Below are 16,156 nucleotides of genomic sequence, written 5' to 3'. Positions count from 1 at the left end.
ACACTGGACGACGCCACTCAGCCCTCGGAGGCAACCCCCCGATCAGCCGACTGCAACCAACGTCCTGACCCCGTACACCTAGACCGACTCTTCCATGGTGCCCTGCGACATGTGGCTCACTTCGCCGTTGACCGGCAGCGTCACGGTGAAGCGGCTGCCCTTGCCCGGAGAACTGACGCATTCGATGTACCCACCGTGGCTCTCGACGATCGATTTGGTGATCGCGAGGCCCAGCCCCGAGCCGTCGATATGGGCACGTCGCGCTCCCGGTGTCCGGTAGAAGCGGGAGAAGACCTGCTGAGCCTCCTGCTCCGTCATCCCCATGCCCCTGTCTTCCACGTGGAGGCTGATCGCGGACTCCGTCTCCTCCGCCCTGATGCTCACGAGACCACCATCGGGGGAGTACTTGATCGCGTTCGAGAGCAGGTTGTCCAGCACCTGGGAGATGCGCACGGGATCGATGAGCGTCCACAGGGGGCTGGTGGCCTCGGTCCTCAGCTTGACGCCGTTCTTCTTCGCGCGCAGACGGTTGGACCGCACGCTCATCTCGATGAGGGCGGAGAGGTCCACCGGTCGCGGGTGGACGCGGACGCGGTCGCCGGCGGTGGAGAGCAGGTCCGCGACGAGGTGGAGCACGCGCTCGGCGTTGCGCCCTGCGACATCCACATACCCCTTCAGATGGGGTGGGAGCTGATGCTCGTCCTCGAGCACCAGCTCGAGGTAGCCGAGCACCGACGTGAGGGGGGCGTGGAACTCGTGCGAGATGTTGGAGATGAAGACGTCCTTGGCGGAGACGGCCTCGACGAGCTCCGTCACGTCGCTGCAGGCGATGAGCGCTCCGGCGATGCCGCCGTCGGCATCCTTGATGGGCCGTGCAGCTGTCGAGAGTGCACGCTGTGCGTGGCCCTCGCCCACCCAGATGAGCTGGTCCGCGAACGTCTCGCCCGTGAGCGCCCGGTAGATGGGACGCCTGTCGGTGGGGAGCGGCGTCACCCGGTCCACACCGAAGACGTGTGCACGATCGTCGTCGCCGTTGCCCGCGGAGAGCCGGTTGAACAGTTCCTGCTGGCGATTGGTGAGCGTGGTGTTGCCCTGAGCGTCCACGGCGGTGAGTCCGACGTCGACGGTGTTGAGGATCGCCGTCAGCACCCGTTCACGGTCGATGGCCGCACGCAGCAGCTCGTTGAGTTCGCGGTCCTTGCGTTCGATCTCCAGTTCACGCGCCCGCGCGTTGAGGCTCATCACCCGCACGGTCACGGCGATGCAGAGCATCACGATCGGAAGCAGGAGGACGCCGAGGTACGTCTGCACCAGAGACGGGTCGAACGTCATCATCACGGGCCACGCCGTCACCAGCAGCGAACCCAGGAACGTCAGCGCGAGGGCTGCCCACGTGGGCAGCGAGGAGCGCATGAGCCACAACACCGGGAAGATGACGAGGACCCCTAGGGCGGGCTGCTTCTCCAGGGCGCCGTTCCTCACCATCGCGATGGCGACGAAATCGAGGATCGGAACGATCAGCAGGCTCCCACGGGGCAGCTCCCGCCATGGCACCACGACGCTCAGGGCCAGCAGCAGGAGGATCATCGAGAAGCCGAGCTCGAAGGTCCGGTTGGACATCAGCCCCGGCCGGAGGACAGGAGAGGTGACGGCAAGGACGACGACGATCAGGGACAGTGGTGCCTGGTAGAGCACCACGGCCCCCTCGATGGTGAATCTCCTTGCCATCCCGTGCAACCGGACGGCGCCGGCATTCCTAGGCACGTACCGACCAGGGAAGGATGAGAGACCGCATACCGAACAACCTTCCGACGCTGAGACCTAGGTACTACGTTCCATTATGTAGTCCCACTCGGATTTAACGCCGTCACGCGCGCATGAAGGACGTGGGGACAGGCACAATGGGATTTATGACGGTGAGAACGCGCTTCGGCGCCGGCCAGGAAGGATGGACGCACAGTGAGTGATCCTGGAGTGGCTGTCGTCATCGAGGACGACGCCGACGTGCGCAACCTCGTCTCGGCCGTACTCCGGCAATCGGGCTTCGACGTCCATGCCACGGCGAGCGGAAGGGCAGGCGTCGACCTGGCCCGGACGCACGACGCGACGGTGATCACGGTCGACGTAGGGCTGCCCGACATCGACGGCTACGAGGTGCTCCGGAGGATCAGGGAGTCCAGTAATTGCTACGTCGTGATGCTGACCTCGCGCGGGGACGAGCTCGACACGCTGACGGCCCTGCAATCGGGCGCCGACGACTACCTGACCAAGCCTTTCCGGCCGCGGGAGCTCCGCGCCCGGATCGCAGCGATGCTGCGACGCCCGCGTTCTGTACCCGAGCCGGTGGGAGCCCGCCAGCCGGCAGCGTCGTTCGTCCCCGCTGCACCCCAGGCCGCGGTGTCACCGGTTCTGGAGCACAACGGACTGGTGCTGAACGCAGCGACCCGTACCGTCGTCGTCGACGGTCAGGACTTGCTGCTGACACGCAGCGAGTTCGACCTGCTCAACGAGATGCTCAAGAGCAACGGAGCCGTCCGCACCAAAGCGGATCTGGTGCGGGTAGTCCGTGGGGACTACTACGGCGAGGACACCTACATCAGCGATTCGGACGAGCGCGCCATCGAGGTCCACGTCGGGAATCTGCGCCGCAAGCTCGACGAGGATCCGAAGAATCCCCGCTGGCTCCAGACCGTGCGCGGGGTGGGATACCGGCTGACACCCGTCCGCTCCTGACGCCCGCTGCTCAGGGTGATGCGAGGTAACGGGCCTCGAGTTCGCTGATGGTGTCCAGCCCGCAGCGCTCGATGGCAGGCAGCACGTGACGGGCAGCGCCCAGGTCCTCGTACGCGACGGCCGATTCGAGGATTGTGGCCATTGCAGACAGGCGGGCCGCACCCACCATGATCGAGGCGTCGCGCAGGCTGAGGGCGGCCTCCAGGGCGGCAGGCAGGTCCCGGTTGCCGATCGAGCCGTGGAGGCGCAGGTAGCGATCCTCGAAGCCCTGGATGTAGTCGCGGGCGAATGCCCTCGCCGGTCGGGGATCGTTCAGCTGCTCCTCGAGCTCGGTGAGGACTGCGAGGTCGACGAGTGGCGGGAGCGCAGGCGTGGTTGTGAGCACGGAGTCACGCTACGGCCGGAAGCTGCGTGTTTGTCGGGCATCCGCTGAGAGGACGTGCCAGTACCGGCGCTCCCGGCGCTTCGGTCCTTGCGGTCCGCCGGGAGGACAGAGCGTCCCGGGACCGCTCACTGTCCAGCGAAGGTGTCGATCACGTTGAGCACGGCCGGCCCCAGGATCACGATGAACAGCACGGGGAAGATGAACAGCAGCAGCGGGAAGAGCACCGCGACGGGCAGTTTCATCGCCTTCTCCTCCGCACGCTGTCGGCGCTTGACACGCATCACCTTGGCCTGGGTGCGCAGTACCCCCGACAGTGCGATGCCGTACGCGTCGGCCTGCACGATCGCCTTGACGAAGCTGCGGAGTTCGGGGACGTTGCTGCGATCGGCCATCGCGAGGTAGGCCTCGCGCCTGCTGCGCCCCACCTGCATGTCCTGCAGTGTGCGGACGAGTTCCTCCGCGAGGGGCCCCTTGCCCGTCTCACCGGCGCGCTGCATCGCACTCTCGAAACCGAGGCCTGCCTCCACCGAGATGAGCATCTGGTCGAGCGTGTTGGCGAGTTCGAGGGCCATGGCCTTCTGGCGTTCCTGCCCCTTGCTGTACAGCAGGAGATCAGGCACGAAGTATCCGAGCAGCGTGATGAAGAGGGCGAGGAGCACGAAGAGCTTGTCCGGCTGGGATTGCACCAGAAGCAGGCCGGCGAGGCCTCCGGCCAGGCCGAGCAGGGGCTTGGCCGTCAGCACCTTCTCCAGCGGCATGGCGGCGGGTCGTCCGGCGAGGGCGAGCAGGTGGTCCAGCTTCAGGACGTACGCCTGCGGGGTGAGGCGCCTGCCCAGACGCAGCAGGTGGTTGCGTCGTTCTGCCGAAGCACCTGCGGTGCCGATGCCTTGGTTGAGGTTGTTCCTCACGAGGCGGCGGACCTTCGTGTCCGAGGTCAGCAGGGCCCAGCTGAAGTAGCCGATCGGCACCGACGTCAGGAGAAGGGAGACGAGCAGGATCAGGTCCACGGGCGGTACTCCTCAGAACTTCAGGTCGATGATCTTGCGGAGCCAGAGCCCGCCGATCGTCATCATGACGGCCGCGGCTCCGAGCATCACCCAGCCGAGCGGTTTGGTGAAGAGCGGGTCCACATAGCCCGGGCTGACCACGGTCAGCATGAGCGCGATGCCGAACGGCAGTGCGGCGAGGATGTAGGCCGAGAACTTGCCCTCTGCCGCAAGGGCACGGATGTGGCCCTTGATCTCGGTGCGCTCGCGGATCGTGTGCCCCACCTGGTCCAGGACGTCTGCGAGGTCCCCGCCCACCTCACGGTTGATCTGGATGGCCTGGGCGATCCATGCGAAGTCCTCGTTCTGCATGCGGTGGGAGGTGTCCATGAGCGAGGCGAGGAGGTCCTTGCCGAGACTGGTCTCCGCCACGATCCTGCGCATCTCCTCCGACGTCGGACTGTCCGCCTCGGTTGCCGCCGCGTCGATCGCGCGGAGGATGCTGTGGCCGGCGCGCAGGCCGCCCGTGAGGAGCTGAAGGGTGTCGCCGAGCTGGGAGTCGAACCGGCGCCGTCGTCGACCGGTCAGGAAGGCGACCACCAGGTGCGCCACCGCGGGCGAGAGCAGGAACAGCAGGATCCCGATCACGGGCGCGAGCAGGACCCAGCCGAGCAGCAGGCCCGTGAAACCACCGATGACGATGAGGAGGTACACCTCGGCCTGGCCCAGTTTCACCCCCGCGGTCTCCAGCACGCCCTGGTGCAGGAAGCGCAGGGGGTGCCGCTGCAGGTAGGACTCCATGGCACGGCCGGCAGCTCCCGCGAACCGTGACAGCTGCGAGTCGGGGTGCTCGACGGGCGGTCGACGGCGGTCGAGGGGTACCGGCGACTGCAGGGGGCGGAGCGCTGCGAGGGCCAGGCCGATGGCACCGAGCACGAGCACCATGCCACCGGCGAAGAGGATCATCATGGGCTATCGTCCGCGCACCGGCATGGCTCCGAAGACCGCCGGGGACACCGTGATGCCCATGTCCTCGAAGCGCTCCATGAACCGCGGGCGGATGCCTGTGGGTACGGGCTTCCCGAGGAAGCGGCCCTTCTGGTCCACCCCGGCCGAGTAGTCGAAGACGAAGGCGTCCTGGAGGGTGACGACGTCGCCCTCCATGCCCTGCACTTCCGTCACGTGCGTGATGCGGCGGCTTCCGTCGCGGAGGCGCGAGATCTGGACCACGAGGTTGACGGCGGAGGCCAGCTGCTCGCGGATCGCGCGCAGGGGCAGATCCATGCCGGCCATGAGGACGAGCGTCTCCAGACGGGCGACGGCGTCCCGCGGCGAGTTCGCGTGCACCGTGGAGAGTGAGCCGTCGTGGCCCGTGTTCATGGCTTGCAGCATGTCCAGGGATTCACCGCCACGCACCTCGCCGATGACGATGCGGTCGGGCCGCATGCGGAGGGAGTTGCGCACGAGATCGCGGATGGACACCGCTCCCTTGCCCTCCGTGTTGGGCGGACGGCTCTCCAGCCGGACCACGTGCTGCTGCTGGATCTGGAGTTCGACGGCGTCCTCGATGGTGACGATGCGTTCGTCGTCGGGGAGGAAGGAGGAGAGCACGTTGAGGAGTGTCGTCTTTCCGGTACCCGTGCCACCGGAGACGATGATGTTGAGCTTCGCCTTCACGCAGGCGTCGAGCAGTTCCGCCATCTCCGGGGTCAACGTGCCGAAGTCGATGAGGTTCTGCACCGTCAGGGGCACCTTGCTGAACTTCCGGATGGTCAGCGACGAACCGTTGACCGCCAGCGGGGGGATGACGGCGTTGACACGGGATCCGTCCTCCAGCCGTGCGTCGACGAAGGGCGAGGACTCGTCGATGCGCCGACCGACCTTCGACACGATGCGCTCGATGACGCGGCGCAGGTGTTCCTCCGAGCTGAAGCGGGAGTCGCTGAGGGTCAGGCGGCCCTTCTGCTCCATGTAGATCTGGTCCATCCGGTTGACCATGATCTCGGTGACCGTCGGGTCGTCGAGGAGACGCTGGAGCGGACCGAAGCCGAGGACGTCGTCCGCCACGTCCTGGATGAGGCGGCGCCGTTCGTCCGGACTGAGCGGCACCTGTTCGGAGTCGATGATGAGGCTCAGTTCCTCGCGGGCGATGCCCTTCAGGTCCTCCTCCGTGATCGAGGTGTCGCCTGCGCGCGTGCCCATCCTCTCGAAGAGTGCGGATGCCGCGCGCTGCTTGAGGCCGGCGAAGACATCGACCTTCGCCGATCCCGGCCTGTCCGCCGGGTCCCGGACGGCGGCGGCGGGGGCGAGGGTGGGCGCCTTCGGTTCTTGGGGTGCGACGGCGGCTTCGGGCTCGACGGCGACAGGCGCGGCGGCGAGCCCCGCGGCCTCGATGCGGGCGGAGAGCTTCACCGGACCACCACCCGCCGGTGGAGCTTGCGCTGGGATGCCGCACGCCATGCGTGGTCGAACCGCTGGACGAGCTCCGTGAGGCTCTTGGTCGCCGGATCGCGGACCTTGTCCTGCAGCAGGGGAACGCCCCTGTTGGTGGCGAGGGTGAGTGCGCGCGAGCGCGGGATGGAGACGTCCACCGGTGCGCCGAGCGTCGCTTCGATGTCCTGCACGGAGAGCCCCGTCCTGGTGTCCGCGAAGTTCAGGACGACATGTCGGGTCTCGGGCAGGAGGTTGAGCTGGTGGAGCACGTCGAGCCCGGTCCGGAGGCCGCGCACGCTGGGCACGTCCATGCCGGTGACCCATACGGCGTCGGTGCACTGCTCCATGGCGGCGAGGCTGGGTTCGGTCAACCCGGGGCCCGTGTCGACGACGACGTAGCGGAACTCGAGGGCGAGCTGCTGGAGGAGGCGCGTGATCTGTTCGGAGGTGACGCGATCCGCATCGGCCGGATTGCGGGGCCCGCACAGCGCATAGACACCGGACGGGTGGGCCGTCAGGAAGGCCTTCAGCACCATGGAGTCCTGCGTGGCGGCCCCCGACACCGCGTCGAGCACCGAATATTCGGGGTTCAGGTACAGGCCGGTGGCGACGTCGCCGAACTGGAGGTCGAGGTCGACGATGACGACGCTCATGGGCGCGATCTTCCCGAGCCCGACGGCGAGGTTGGTGGCGATAGTGGTCTTGCCGACCCCACCCTTGGGGGAGAAGACGCCGATGACGAGCCCGCTCTGCTTCTGGCCGGGGTGTTGCTCTCCGGTGCGTTGCCGGGACGCGGACGCCTGGCACGCCCGCTCGAGCTGCGCCCGGATGCTGGGGACGTCGGCCAGCGGTGAGAGGATGTCCCGCACTCCGGAACGCATGGCCTGCAGGGCGATCTCGGGCTGGTCGTCATGGACGAGGACCACACTGACCTCGGGGAACTTCACGTCGACGACGACGGCCAGCCGCAGGGCGTCCTCGACGGGGATGCCGGGTCCGAAGAGGAGAACCTCCGGCCGTTCCAGGGCCAACTGCTCGAGAAGGGGGTCCATGTCGCCGGTGAGGATGCTCGCCGGAAGGCTCTTCACGTGGCCCTGCAAGCCTCCCGCCACGGCCAGGCGGACCTTCTGCTCGAACTCCGAACTCGGCGTGATCAGGACGAATCTGCTCATCGGTACAGTTCCTTGTTCTGGATGATCGGAGAGTCACCCTCGACGGTGGCTGCCGTCTCCTTGCTCAGCCACAGGGAGGCGTTCTGGTTCGCGTGGACGATCTTCGTGGCCTGCGCGGTGTCCACCGCGACGGTCAGCATGAGGGAGCCGGACGGCAGCGCTTCCGCTTCGGCGCGCGCCTGTTCCTCGGGGGTCGCAGCCGGGTCGACGGCGACCGCGGCGGGTGCGCGCTGCACGGACGTCACGAGGATCCTGTGGAGCGCGAGCTTCGTCGTGGGGACGTCGGGCTCGTCCTCGAGCCCACCCGACCCCAGCCCGATGAAGATGCCGACGGTGTCGCCCGGGGCGATCCTGCCACCGACCGCACGGTCCGGCTCGATCGTGAACGAGACCTCCTGCAGGCCGTCCGGGACGTCGACGCTCGCGGCCGCCGCCGCGTCCTTCGGATCGACGAGGCGTTCGGCGAGCACCTGCTCGCCGGGCATCAGGTCGACGGCGGTCACCTTGCCCTTGGAGGCTTCGAGGTCCTTGAGGGCACTCGGGCTGACGGCGGTAGCGGGCAGCGACTGCGTGGTGAGGAAGGGCATGAGCTCTTCCGCGGTAGTTCCCGCCGGGACCGCCGTCGCGACGACCAGCACGTCGACAGGATCGAGACCCTCGACAGCACGGGCTTCCGCACCCTGCGCGTAGCCGAACAGCATCATGGCTCCGACGAGCGCGAGGACGACGGCGGCGACGCCGGCCAGGAGACGGGATTTCATGGTGTGGACTTTCAGAGCGAAGGGCGGACGACGGTCACGCCGCCGCTGGTGACAGGACCGAGCGTGTACCCGTCGGCGAGGGAGACGTACTCGATGAACGTCCCGATGACGCCGCGGCAGTTTCCGGTGCAGCTCTTGGTGACGCCGCCCTGTGTCACTGTCGGGTTGTACGTCATCGGCAGGTTGTTGTTGCCGGAGAAAGCCCAGCCCTTGAGGTCGTAGGCCGCGAAATACACGAGGTGGTACTGCGCACCACCGCCCGTACCGGTCACCTGGTCGAACACGGGAAGCAGGACGGTGACGGGTTTGCCGGCTGCGAGGTCGGCTCCCCACTGGTTGAGGATGGCATTGCAATGGCTTGGGCCGTCATTTCCCGTGTCACTGCCGCCCAGCTGGACGGCGATGTCGACGAAGGCGCCGCACTGCCCCGACTGCTGCACGAGCCAGCCGAATCCGCCCGGAACCGTGGCTCCCGACGGACCGTAGTTGCAGCTCGGGTTGGCCCCGGTTCCGTGGGACTGCAGCAGTTGGAGCGAGCCACCGACCTGACCCTGGACCTGGCAGATGGAGAAGGCCAGCGGAAAGGGAGCGATGCCCTTGGTGGGACTACCCCAGACAGCGCTCGAGGTTGCCGTCACTTCGCTGGATCCGATACCCAGGGCATTGGCGAAGATGAGGGAGACCCGGTTCGGCGTGCCACCCTGCTCCATGGCGCCTGTCGTGACCGATACCTTGCGGGCGGTCTTGTCCACAACGATGTCCGCCACGTTGCTGCGGGCGTCGAGCGCATTGCTGTTGGCGAGGCTCCGGGCGAGGGGAGAGGTGGTGGCGCACTCCGCGTGGTCGAGGTTCGTGGCGCACTTCTGCGCGATGGCCAACGCTCCGGCGTCCGCACCGTTCTGCAGTTGTGCCTTCTCCGAGTAGAGGAGCCCGACGTCGACGGCCAGGGCGGCGAAGCCCAGGAGGACGACCATCAGGAGTGCGACGACGACGCTGACAGCGCCCTGCTCGTGATCCGGTCGGCGCACGATCGCGCCCTGCCTCACCCTCCGCACAGCATGACTCCCTTCCCCGTCATCGAGAACGGCCCGGCGATCTTCGTCAGAGTGCTCAGCGTGTAGGTGATGGTCACGGTGGCGGTGCCGCCGGAAGGGCACGGGTTCGCCGTCGTGGCTCCGGGGACCGAGATGGCGATGTTCGCGTTGGTCAGCAGGGGACGCAGTGTGCCGGCGGCAGTCACGGTCGAGGACCGGGCAGTGGCTGCGTTCTTGGAAATGGCCATCACGCGGACGCCCTCCCTCGCCGCATTGGTCAGGGTGACCTGGGCGTTGAACGCACGCCCGAACTCCATGATGCCCAGGAGCAGAAGGATGAGGACGGGCAGGAGGAGCGCCATCTCTACTGCTACTGCACCGCGCTCATGATTCTTGCTCATCAGACACTGCCTTTGCGGGGAAGTGGGAGCGGCCTTCGAGCCGCTCCCACTTCCGTAGTGCGGACGTGCGTTACGGAGCAGGGGGAGCGGCGCAACCGTCACCGGCAGCGTTGACAACCTGACCCTGAATTTGGCAAGCAATCGACTGGAAGCTGCCCTGCAAGTTGCCGCCGAGCAGCGTGACAGCGGCGATGATGACGACGGCGATGAGGGCGACCATGATGCCGTACTCGACGGCGGTGGCGCCGTCTTCCTTACGGACCAGGCGGGGGAGGACATTCATGCGGGTGTTCGAAACGAGGAACATGTGGGACTCCTGAAGGGGCTTCCGAGCGGCTGACCCAGCGCCAGCACTGCCAGAAAAGTAGCAACGGGATCGCCGAGGAATCCCGAACTGCCCTGATCCTGAGTGAATGCTCGCAATCCTGCACGAGCAGTGCGCAGAACCTGCGCTTGCCCTGCCTCTACCTAGTGCTCGTCCACCGTCCGCTGGCCTTTTCTGTACTCCTGCGGCACCTCGATGACGTCGTGTGTCGTTGCAACAGCACGCCGTCCGGCAGGACGGGGTGCTGTTGCAGCGGAACTGGAGGAGGACGGGTCGATCACGCGGTCAGCCGCCGCTGCACCCATGGGGTGGTCGACCAGGATGAGCACCGCGGCCTCCGATCCCAGGAAGGAGCGGAGGGTGCCCAGGAGTCCTGCGACCGATTCGGGCGGCAGCCCGGGCTCGGGCTGCCAGGCGACCTGCAGGCGTACCTGCCGGATTGTGGGTTGCAGGTCGAGCGCCGGTTCCGGAACGTCGACGGACGACTGCAGGGCATCACTCAGACGGTCGGCATCGACGACGTCCTGTGCTGTGAGTGGTCCGGGCACGTTGCCGTATCGAGGCGACCAGTTCAGCGGCCACTCCATCGACATCGGTCGGCATCCTCAGCACGCGAGAAGCCACAGCCCCCTCCGGAGGAACGGCCCTGTCAGACAGAACAGCGATCCGTGAGTCCGAGGCAGACGGAAACACCGCCCGCACGTCGCCGCCGTTCTGGAGCGCCGCCGCTGCCCGGCCCGAGGCCTGTGCGCTGCCCAGCACGGCGGCACCCGCTGTCCCCGCGCTGACGGCTACTGCCACGGCGAAGACGACCGGGTACCAGGGGAGGGGCGGCGACCCACTCGCCGGGTCGCAAGGAACAGTGAATGGCGCATGCGCACTGGGCGGAGTGACTCGAGGCCAAGCACGGGGCGCGGAAGGACGAGCGCGAAGAGCACGGCGGCCAGGACGACGATCACGGCCGGTGCCAGCGTCGGCACGCGCAGAGGATCGCAGAGCCCCGTCCGACGCGACGCGGGGATAGAAGAGGAGAACCAGGACGACGACGAGGGTGAGCGCCGCTGTCAGCCAGGCTCTGGCGGAGGCCGGAATCGGTGGTGCGTCGTGCTTCCGCGAACCCACGTCCGGACCTTCCCTTAGGCGGCATTTCCGGCCATCCCATCCAGCGGATGGACGCCTTCCCGCCCATTTTGACCTGAGGCGCACCAGCAGGCTAATCTTGGTAGTCGTTGTGCGTATCCCAGCTCGATACGTCTGCGCCCCACGGAGCGGTTTAGTTGCAGAACCACCTGGCCCGGGGGCGGAGCCGAGATTACGGGATAACTGGTCGTATTTCAGCCCTCACCTGAAGTTCCGGTAACGCATGAATAAGCTGAGCCCACAGGCGCGGAGGTTTCCGCGGAGGTGGGCGACACCGAAATAGAAACGAAGGCCATAACCGTGCGTACGTACACCCCGAAGCCAGGCGACATCACCCGCCAGTGGCACGTCATTGATGCAACCGATGTTGTCCTCGGCCGTCTTGCCAGCCAGACCGCAATCCTGTTGCGCGGAAAGCACAAGCCGACTTTCGCTCCCCACATGGACATGGGCGACTTCGTTGTCATCATCAACGCTGACAAGGTAGCCCTCACCGGCGCCAAGCTCGAGCAGAAGCGTGCCTACCGCCACTCGGGTTTCCCGGGCGGCCTGAAGTCCACGAACTACGCCGAACTCCTGGAGAAGAACCCGGAGCGCGCAGTCGAGAAGGCTATCCGCGGCATGCTTCCCAAGAACTCGCTGGCAGCACAGCAGATCGGCAAGCTGAAGGTCTACCGCGGCGCGGAGCACCCCCACGCCGCACAGCAGCCCAAGACGTTCGAAATCACCCAGGTCGCCCAGTAGTCCTGGCCACCAACACTAAGAAATCACTTCAAGGAGAACCGTGGCTCAGAACACTGAAGAGCTGAATGAACCCACTGAGGAGCTCACGAGCTACACCTCAGAGTCCACCGAGGCCAGCGAGGCCACCGCGAAGGAGCGCCCCGCGCTGACTGTCGGCGGCGGAGCAGTCGGACGCCGCAAGGAGGCCGTGGCTCGAGTTCGCCTCGTCCCCGGCACCGGCAAGTGGATCGTCAACGGCCGCGAGCTGGCCGACTACTTCCCGAACAAGCTGCACCAACAGGAAGTCAACGACCCGTTCAAGCTCCTCGAGCTCGACGGCGCCTACGACGTCATCGCCCGCATCCACGGCGGAGGACCTTCCGGCCAGGCCGGAGCACTCCGCCTCGGTGTCGCTCGCACGCTCAACGAGATCGACCGCGAGAACAACCGCCCCGCCCTCAAGAAGGCAGGCTTCCTGACTCGTGACGCCCGCGTCATCGAGCGCAAGAAGGCTGGTCTCAAGAAGGCACGCAAGGCGCCTCAGTACTCCAAGAGGTAATTTTGCCTTCCCCGAGCGGCATCGCAGGCGCGATGCCGCTCGGGTCCCCTCGGCAAAAATTGCCTCTTGGCTCCACGCTCTATCGTGTGGGGCTGGGAACAAGGAGTATGCGCCTTGAGGACACGCGTCGAATGCCCGTCCGGGTTCCGGGCGGGCATTCGTGCTTTAACCTGTTGGAGACCCACCTCAGCGGTCTCATGTTCTTCACCTAGGATGATCAACGATGAGCAAGTTATTCGGCACCGACGGTGTACGCGGCCTGGCCAATGGCCTGATCACGGCGGAACTCTCCCTGCAGCTGGCCCAGGCCGCCGCCGTCGTGCTCGGGCACAACGCCGTGGACGGTGGACGACGGCCCACCGCCGTGATCGCCCGTGATCCCCGCATCAGCGGGGAATTCATCGCCGCAGCCGTGGAGGCAGGCCTCGCCAGCTCCGGCGTCGACGTCTACGACGCAGGGGTCCTCCCGACCCCGGCCGCCGCGTTCCTCGTCGCCGATCTCGACGCGGACTTCGGCGTCATGATCTCCGCCTCGCACAATCCTGCTCCTGACAACGGGATCAAGTTCCTCGCCCGCGGCGGCAAGAAGCTCAGTGACGCCCTCGAGGACGCCATCGAGGACGAGATGGCCAACGCGAGGCTGCGGCCCGTAGCGGGAGACGTGGGGCGGATCCAGCGTTTCGCCGACGCGGAGGACCGCTATGTCGTCCATCTGCTCCAGACGCTCCCTCACCGCCTCGACGGCCTGAAGGTCGTGCTCGACTGCGCGCACGGAGCCGCCAGTGGCTGTTCCCCCGAGGTCTTCCGGAACGCCGGCGCGGACATCGTCGTGATCGGCGCGGAGCCGGACGGTGTGAACATCAACGACGGGTACGGCTCGACCCACCTCGAGAAGCTGCAGGCGGCCGTCCTCGAGCATGGCGCCGACATCGGCGTAGCCCACGACGGCGACGCCGACCGTTGCCTTGCCGTGGATCACGAAGGCACCGTGGTCGACGGCGATCAGATCATGGCCGTCATGGCACTGGCCATGAAGGACGCCGGCAAGCTCAAGGAGGACACCCTCGTGGCGACGGTGATGAGCAACCTCGGGCTGAAGATCGCGCTGCGGGAATCCGGCATCACCATCAAGGAGACCGGTGTGGGGGACCGCTACGTCCTCGAGGGCATGCGCGACGGCGGGTACAGCCTCGGCGGCGAGCAGTCCGGCCACGTCATCTTCGCCGAGTACGCCACCACCGGTGACGGCGTCCTCACAGGCCTCCAGCTCGCTGCGCGCATGGCCGAGACCGGCAAGAGCCTCAAGGAACTCGCCGCAGTCATGACGAAGCTCCCGCAGGTCCTCATCAACGTCGAGGGCGTGGACCGCGCGGCGGCCAACTCCGACGAGGGGCTCCAGGCGGCTGTTCGCGCGGCAGAGGCAATGCTCGGGGAGACGGGCAGGGTGCTCCTGCGACCCTCCGGCACTGAGCCCGTCGTGCGCGTGATGGTCGAGGCGGCAGATACCGGGACCGCCGAGCGCATCGCAGAAGAACTCGCCGCGACCGTGCAGGAGCGACTCTCCCTGGAACCGGTCGCATAGCCCCCGCTGCTTCCTCCGCATCGGGCGTCGGTACTACAGTGCGTCCATGGGCGACAGCAGGCAGCAAGGGCACCAGGATCCGCTGAAGGCCACGTTGCTGGACTACCTCCGCCGACGGCGCTCCGACCTCGCGGGCACGCTGGACGGCCTCGGTGAATACGACATCCGGCGGCCGCTGGTGCCTTCGGGGACCAATCTGCTCGGGCTCGTGAAGCATGTGGCGTCCGTGCAGCTGGAGTATTTCGGCGACGTGTTCGGGCGTCCCAGCGCCATACCGATGCCGTGGATGAACGACGACGCGGAGCCGGAGGCGGACATGTGGGCCACGCCGGCGGAGTCCCGTGACGACGTTCTCACGCTGCATCGGATGTCGGCGGAACACAGTGACGCAACCATCGAGGCGCTGTCGCTGGACTCCGCCGGTCAGGTGCCGTGGTGGCCGCAGGAGCGGCGTGCCGTGACCCTCCACCAGATCCTCGTCCACGTGGTCGCGGAAACGGCCCAGCACGCAGGCCACGCGGACATCCTGCGGGAACTCATCGACGGATCGATCGGACGAGGGGCGGGCGATCCGAACCTCGGAGGGCTGTCCGCACCGGCCCGGGCTCTGCACGCCCAGCGGGTCGAAGCCGCGGCCCGGGAAGCATCAGGCCGGCTGGACTGAGCCACTCCGGACGCACATCGACACGCGGGCGCTGCACGGCCTGGGACACGGAGCGCCTTCCCGCCGAGGGCCGTCGGCCAGGCGGGCGGCCGCGTCGTCGTACCGGGCGAGGGCGATCTCCGCGACGACAGGACTCGGCAGCAGGGGTGCGCTGACCGCATCGGCACCGGCCTTTGCCAGCTGGTCGTGGAAGTACCCGGGAGCAAGCAGGTAGGAGGCCAGCGCCACCGGGGAACCGGCGGTACCGCGGACGTCGGCGACGGCGTCGGGCACCGACGGAGTCGCCTTCGACCCGAATCCGGGCCGCACGGGACCTGTCCTGAGCTCGGCGAGGACGGCCCGGATCTCGGCGACGTCCTCCGCGGCGCAGGCATCCGAGGACCCGGCGGCCGCCAGGACCACGGCATCACCGTCGTCCACCCCGGCCTCCGCGAGACGGCGCTGCAGAACGTGCGCGAGGCGCGGATCGGGGCCGAGCGGTAGCGCGGCGATCGTGTGCGGCCTGCTCGCAGCTGCCCGCGCGATGTCCACCTTCACGTGGTAGCCCACCGACAGCAGCAGCGGCACGATCACCGCCGGGCGCCCCGGGGGAAGGGACGCGACGACGTCCACGAGATCGGGGTCCTGCACATCGACATAGGCCTCGAGGACCTCGAGGTGCGGGCGCAGGGCGGCGATGCCGGCGCGTACGGCGTCGATCTCGCGACGTCCCTGCAGGTTGTCCGTGCCGTGCGCGCAGGCGATGAGGATGGGGGCGCCACCACGGTCGGATTTCTCGACGGTCATGCCTGCCATTGAAGCATCCGCGAGCGCTCAGGCGGCAACATCGACCTCGATGATGCCCCCGACGCACCGCACCGGGTAGGCCCGCAGTCCCTCACCGCCGGACAGGCACTCACCGGTCGAGAGGTCGTACACCTCCTTGTGGAGAGGGGAGGCGATCGTCGGTGACGCACCACGGGACCCCACGATGCCGCGGGCCATGACGGCAGCACCCGTCCGCGGATCAATGTTGGTGACGGCGTAGACCCGGCGCTCCGGCAACCGGAACAGTGCGATCTGCTCGTGGCCCACCAGTGCTGCCTCGCCCCAGCATTCCTCGAGGTCGTCGAGTCGACAGACACCGACCCACAGGGCCTGAGTGGTGGCGGGACGCTGCAGGATGAGCTCGGTCATGGCGGTCTCCTCGGTGGCTGGTGCTTCCCGCACCACGCTAGCCAGCCCTCGTGTCGCGCACGTCCCGGTGCTGTTGCGCCCC

The 16,156-nt window shown here is 67.4% G+C and carries 18 protein-coding genes; 5 read left to right on the top strand and 13 right to left on the bottom strand.

Going from position 1 to position 16,156, the window contains the following annotated elements:
• Nucleotides 1-78: 78 nt before the first annotated feature.
• The gene (locus CXQ96_RS06875; RefSeq protein ID WP_104117269.1) at nucleotides 79-1,728 is read right to left on the bottom strand and encodes a cell wall metabolism sensor histidine kinase WalK; all 1,650 of its coding nucleotides are present in this window, start codon (nucleotides 1,726-1,728) and stop codon (nucleotides 79-81) included.
• Nucleotides 1,729-1,959: 231 nt separating this feature from the next.
• Here CXQ96_RS06875 and CXQ96_RS06870 point away from each other — a divergent pair, with 231 nt between their 5' ends.
• Nucleotides 1,960-2,733, top strand: a complete 774-nt coding sequence (locus tag CXQ96_RS06870) for a response regulator transcription factor (protein ID WP_104117268.1) — start codon at nucleotides 1,960-1,962, stop codon at nucleotides 2,731-2,733.
• Between the two features lie 10 nt (nucleotides 2,734-2,743).
• Here CXQ96_RS06870 and CXQ96_RS06865 read toward each other — a convergent pair whose 3' ends face one another.
• The 10 genes from CXQ96_RS06865 to CXQ96_RS06820 form a co-directional block, all read right to left on the bottom strand.
• Nucleotides 2,744-3,118 carry a hypothetical protein gene (locus tag CXQ96_RS06865; RefSeq protein WP_104117267.1) on the bottom strand — a complete coding sequence of 125 codons (375 nt, stop codon included), beginning with the start codon at nucleotides 3,116-3,118 and terminating at the stop codon, nucleotides 2,744-2,746.
• A gap of 125 nt (nucleotides 3,119-3,243) precedes the next feature.
• The gene (locus CXQ96_RS06860; protein WP_104117266.1) at nucleotides 3,244-4,125 is read right to left on the bottom strand and encodes a type II secretion system F family protein; all 882 of its coding nucleotides are present in this window, start codon (nucleotides 4,123-4,125) and stop codon (nucleotides 3,244-3,246) included.
• Between the two features lie 12 nt (nucleotides 4,126-4,137).
• Nucleotides 4,138-5,073: a type II secretion system F family protein gene (locus CXQ96_RS06855; protein WP_308662608.1), complete on the bottom strand. Its 936-nt coding sequence runs from the start codon at nucleotides 5,071-5,073 to the stop codon at nucleotides 4,138-4,140.
• A 3-nt stretch (nucleotides 5,074-5,076) separates the two neighbouring features.
• A complete protein-coding gene (locus CXQ96_RS06850; protein ID WP_104117265.1) occupies nucleotides 5,077-6,516 on the bottom strand; it encodes a CpaF family protein in 1,440 nt (479 codons plus the stop codon).
• Entirely contained in the window at nucleotides 6,513-7,709 is a 1,197-nt protein-coding gene (locus CXQ96_RS06845) for an AAA family ATPase (RefSeq protein ID WP_104117264.1), read from the bottom strand. The genes CXQ96_RS06850 and CXQ96_RS06845 overlap by 4 nt, the downstream gene beginning before the upstream one ends.
• Nucleotides 7,706-8,470: a Flp pilus assembly protein CpaB gene (gene cpaB / locus CXQ96_RS06840; protein WP_104117263.1), complete on the bottom strand. Its 765-nt coding sequence runs from the start codon at nucleotides 8,468-8,470 to the stop codon at nucleotides 7,706-7,708. The genes CXQ96_RS06845 and cpaB overlap by 4 nt, the downstream gene beginning before the upstream one ends.
• 11 nt (nucleotides 8,471-8,481) lie before the next feature.
• A complete protein-coding gene (locus tag CXQ96_RS06835) occupies nucleotides 8,482-9,498 on the bottom strand; it encodes a Tad domain-containing protein (RefSeq protein WP_258058919.1) in 1,017 nt (338 codons plus the stop codon).
• 14 nt (nucleotides 9,499-9,512) lie between these two features.
• Nucleotides 9,513-9,905 carry a TadE/TadG family type IV pilus assembly protein gene (locus tag CXQ96_RS06830; protein WP_104117261.1) on the bottom strand — a complete coding sequence of 131 codons (393 nt, stop codon included), beginning with the start codon at nucleotides 9,903-9,905 and terminating at the stop codon, nucleotides 9,513-9,515.
• A gap of 70 nt (nucleotides 9,906-9,975) precedes the next feature.
• A complete protein-coding gene (locus tag CXQ96_RS06825) occupies nucleotides 9,976-10,212 on the bottom strand; it encodes a Flp family type IVb pilin (protein ID WP_258058918.1) in 237 nt (78 codons plus the stop codon).
• A gap of 161 nt (nucleotides 10,213-10,373) precedes the next feature.
• Nucleotides 10,374-10,823: a hypothetical protein gene (locus CXQ96_RS06820; protein WP_104117260.1), complete on the bottom strand. Its 450-nt coding sequence runs from the start codon at nucleotides 10,821-10,823 to the stop codon at nucleotides 10,374-10,376.
• Nucleotides 10,824-11,670: 847 nt separating this feature from the next.
• Between CXQ96_RS06820 and rplM the strand changes: the two genes are divergently transcribed.
• The 4 genes from rplM to CXQ96_RS06800 all read left to right on the top strand — a co-directional run bounded on the left by rplM (nucleotide 11,671) and on the right by CXQ96_RS06800 (nucleotide 14,898).
• Nucleotides 11,671-12,114 carry a 50S ribosomal protein L13 gene (gene rplM / locus CXQ96_RS06815; RefSeq protein WP_104117259.1) on the top strand — a complete coding sequence of 148 codons (444 nt, stop codon included), beginning with the start codon at nucleotides 11,671-11,673 and terminating at the stop codon, nucleotides 12,112-12,114.
• 40 nt (nucleotides 12,115-12,154) lie between these two features.
• On the top strand, nucleotides 12,155-12,652 hold the full coding sequence (rpsI, locus tag CXQ96_RS06810; protein WP_104117258.1) for a 30S ribosomal protein S9: 498 nt from the start codon (nucleotides 12,155-12,157) through the stop codon (nucleotides 12,650-12,652).
• 223 nt (nucleotides 12,653-12,875) lie between these two features.
• Entirely contained in the window at nucleotides 12,876-14,234 is a 1,359-nt protein-coding gene (glmM, locus tag CXQ96_RS06805) for a phosphoglucosamine mutase (protein ID WP_104117257.1), read from the top strand.
• Nucleotides 14,235-14,280: 46 nt separating this feature from the next.
• Nucleotides 14,281-14,898 (top strand): DinB family protein, encoded by a 618-nt coding sequence (locus tag CXQ96_RS06800; RefSeq protein WP_104117256.1) that lies wholly within the window; start codon nucleotides 14,281-14,283, stop codon nucleotides 14,896-14,898.
• Here CXQ96_RS06800 and CXQ96_RS06795 read toward each other — a convergent pair.
• Both CXQ96_RS06795 and nirD read right to left on the bottom strand, forming a co-directional pair.
• Complete coding sequence (locus CXQ96_RS06795; protein ID WP_104117255.1) at nucleotides 14,881-15,693, bottom strand: sirohydrochlorin chelatase; 813 nt, start codon at nucleotides 15,691-15,693, stop codon at nucleotides 14,881-14,883. The two genes, CXQ96_RS06800 and CXQ96_RS06795, sit on opposite strands and share 18 nt — an antisense overlap.
• A gap of 18 nt (nucleotides 15,694-15,711) precedes the next feature.
• Nucleotides 15,712-16,074 (bottom strand): nitrite reductase small subunit NirD, encoded by a 363-nt coding sequence (nirD, locus tag CXQ96_RS06790; protein ID WP_104117254.1) that lies wholly within the window; start codon nucleotides 16,072-16,074, stop codon nucleotides 15,712-15,714.
• Nucleotides 16,075-16,156: the final 82 nt, after the last annotated feature.

This window comes from Arthrobacter sp. B1805, assembly GCF_002929745.1.
Lineage (GTDB): Bacteria > Actinomycetota > Actinomycetes > Actinomycetales > Micrococcaceae > Arthrobacter_D.
This window is presented reverse-complemented; position numbering and strand designations above follow the sequence as displayed.

Coding starts and splice junctions, on each gene's coding strand:
- CXQ96_RS06875 (WP_104117269.1), bottom strand. CDS start 1,728: ATGGCAAGGAGATTCACCATCGAGGGGGCCGTGGTGCTCTACCAGGCA.
- CXQ96_RS06855 (WP_308662608.1), bottom strand. CDS start 5,073: ATGATGATCCTCTTCGCCGGTGGCATGGTGCTCGTGCTCGGTGCCATC.
- CXQ96_RS06845 (WP_104117264.1), bottom strand. CDS start 7,709: ATGAGCAGATTCGTCCTGATCACGCCGAGTTCGGAGTTCGAGCAGAAG.
- cpaB (WP_104117263.1), bottom strand. CDS start 8,470: ATGAAATCCCGTCTCCTGGCCGGCGTCGCCGCCGTCGTCCTCGCGCTC.
- CXQ96_RS06830 (WP_104117261.1), bottom strand. CDS start 9,905: ATGAGCAAGAATCATGAGCGCGGTGCAGTAGCAGTAGAGATGGCGCTC.
- CXQ96_RS06825 (WP_258058918.1), bottom strand. CDS start 10,212: ATGTTCCTCGTTTCGAACACCCGCATGAATGTCCTCCCCCGCCTGGTC.
- CXQ96_RS06820 (WP_104117260.1), bottom strand. CDS start 10,823: ATGTCGATGGAGTGGCCGCTGAACTGGTCGCCTCGATACGGCAACGTG.
- glmM (WP_104117257.1), top strand. CDS start 12,876: ATGAGCAAGTTATTCGGCACCGACGGTGTACGCGGCCTGGCCAATGGC.
- CXQ96_RS06800 (WP_104117256.1), top strand. CDS start 14,281: ATGGGCGACAGCAGGCAGCAAGGGCACCAGGATCCGCTGAAGGCCACG.
- CXQ96_RS06795 (WP_104117255.1), bottom strand. CDS start 15,693: ATGGCAGGCATGACCGTCGAGAAATCCGACCGTGGTGGCGCCCCCATC.
- nirD (WP_104117254.1), bottom strand. CDS start 16,074: ATGACCGAGCTCATCCTGCAGCGTCCCGCCACCACTCAGGCCCTGTGG.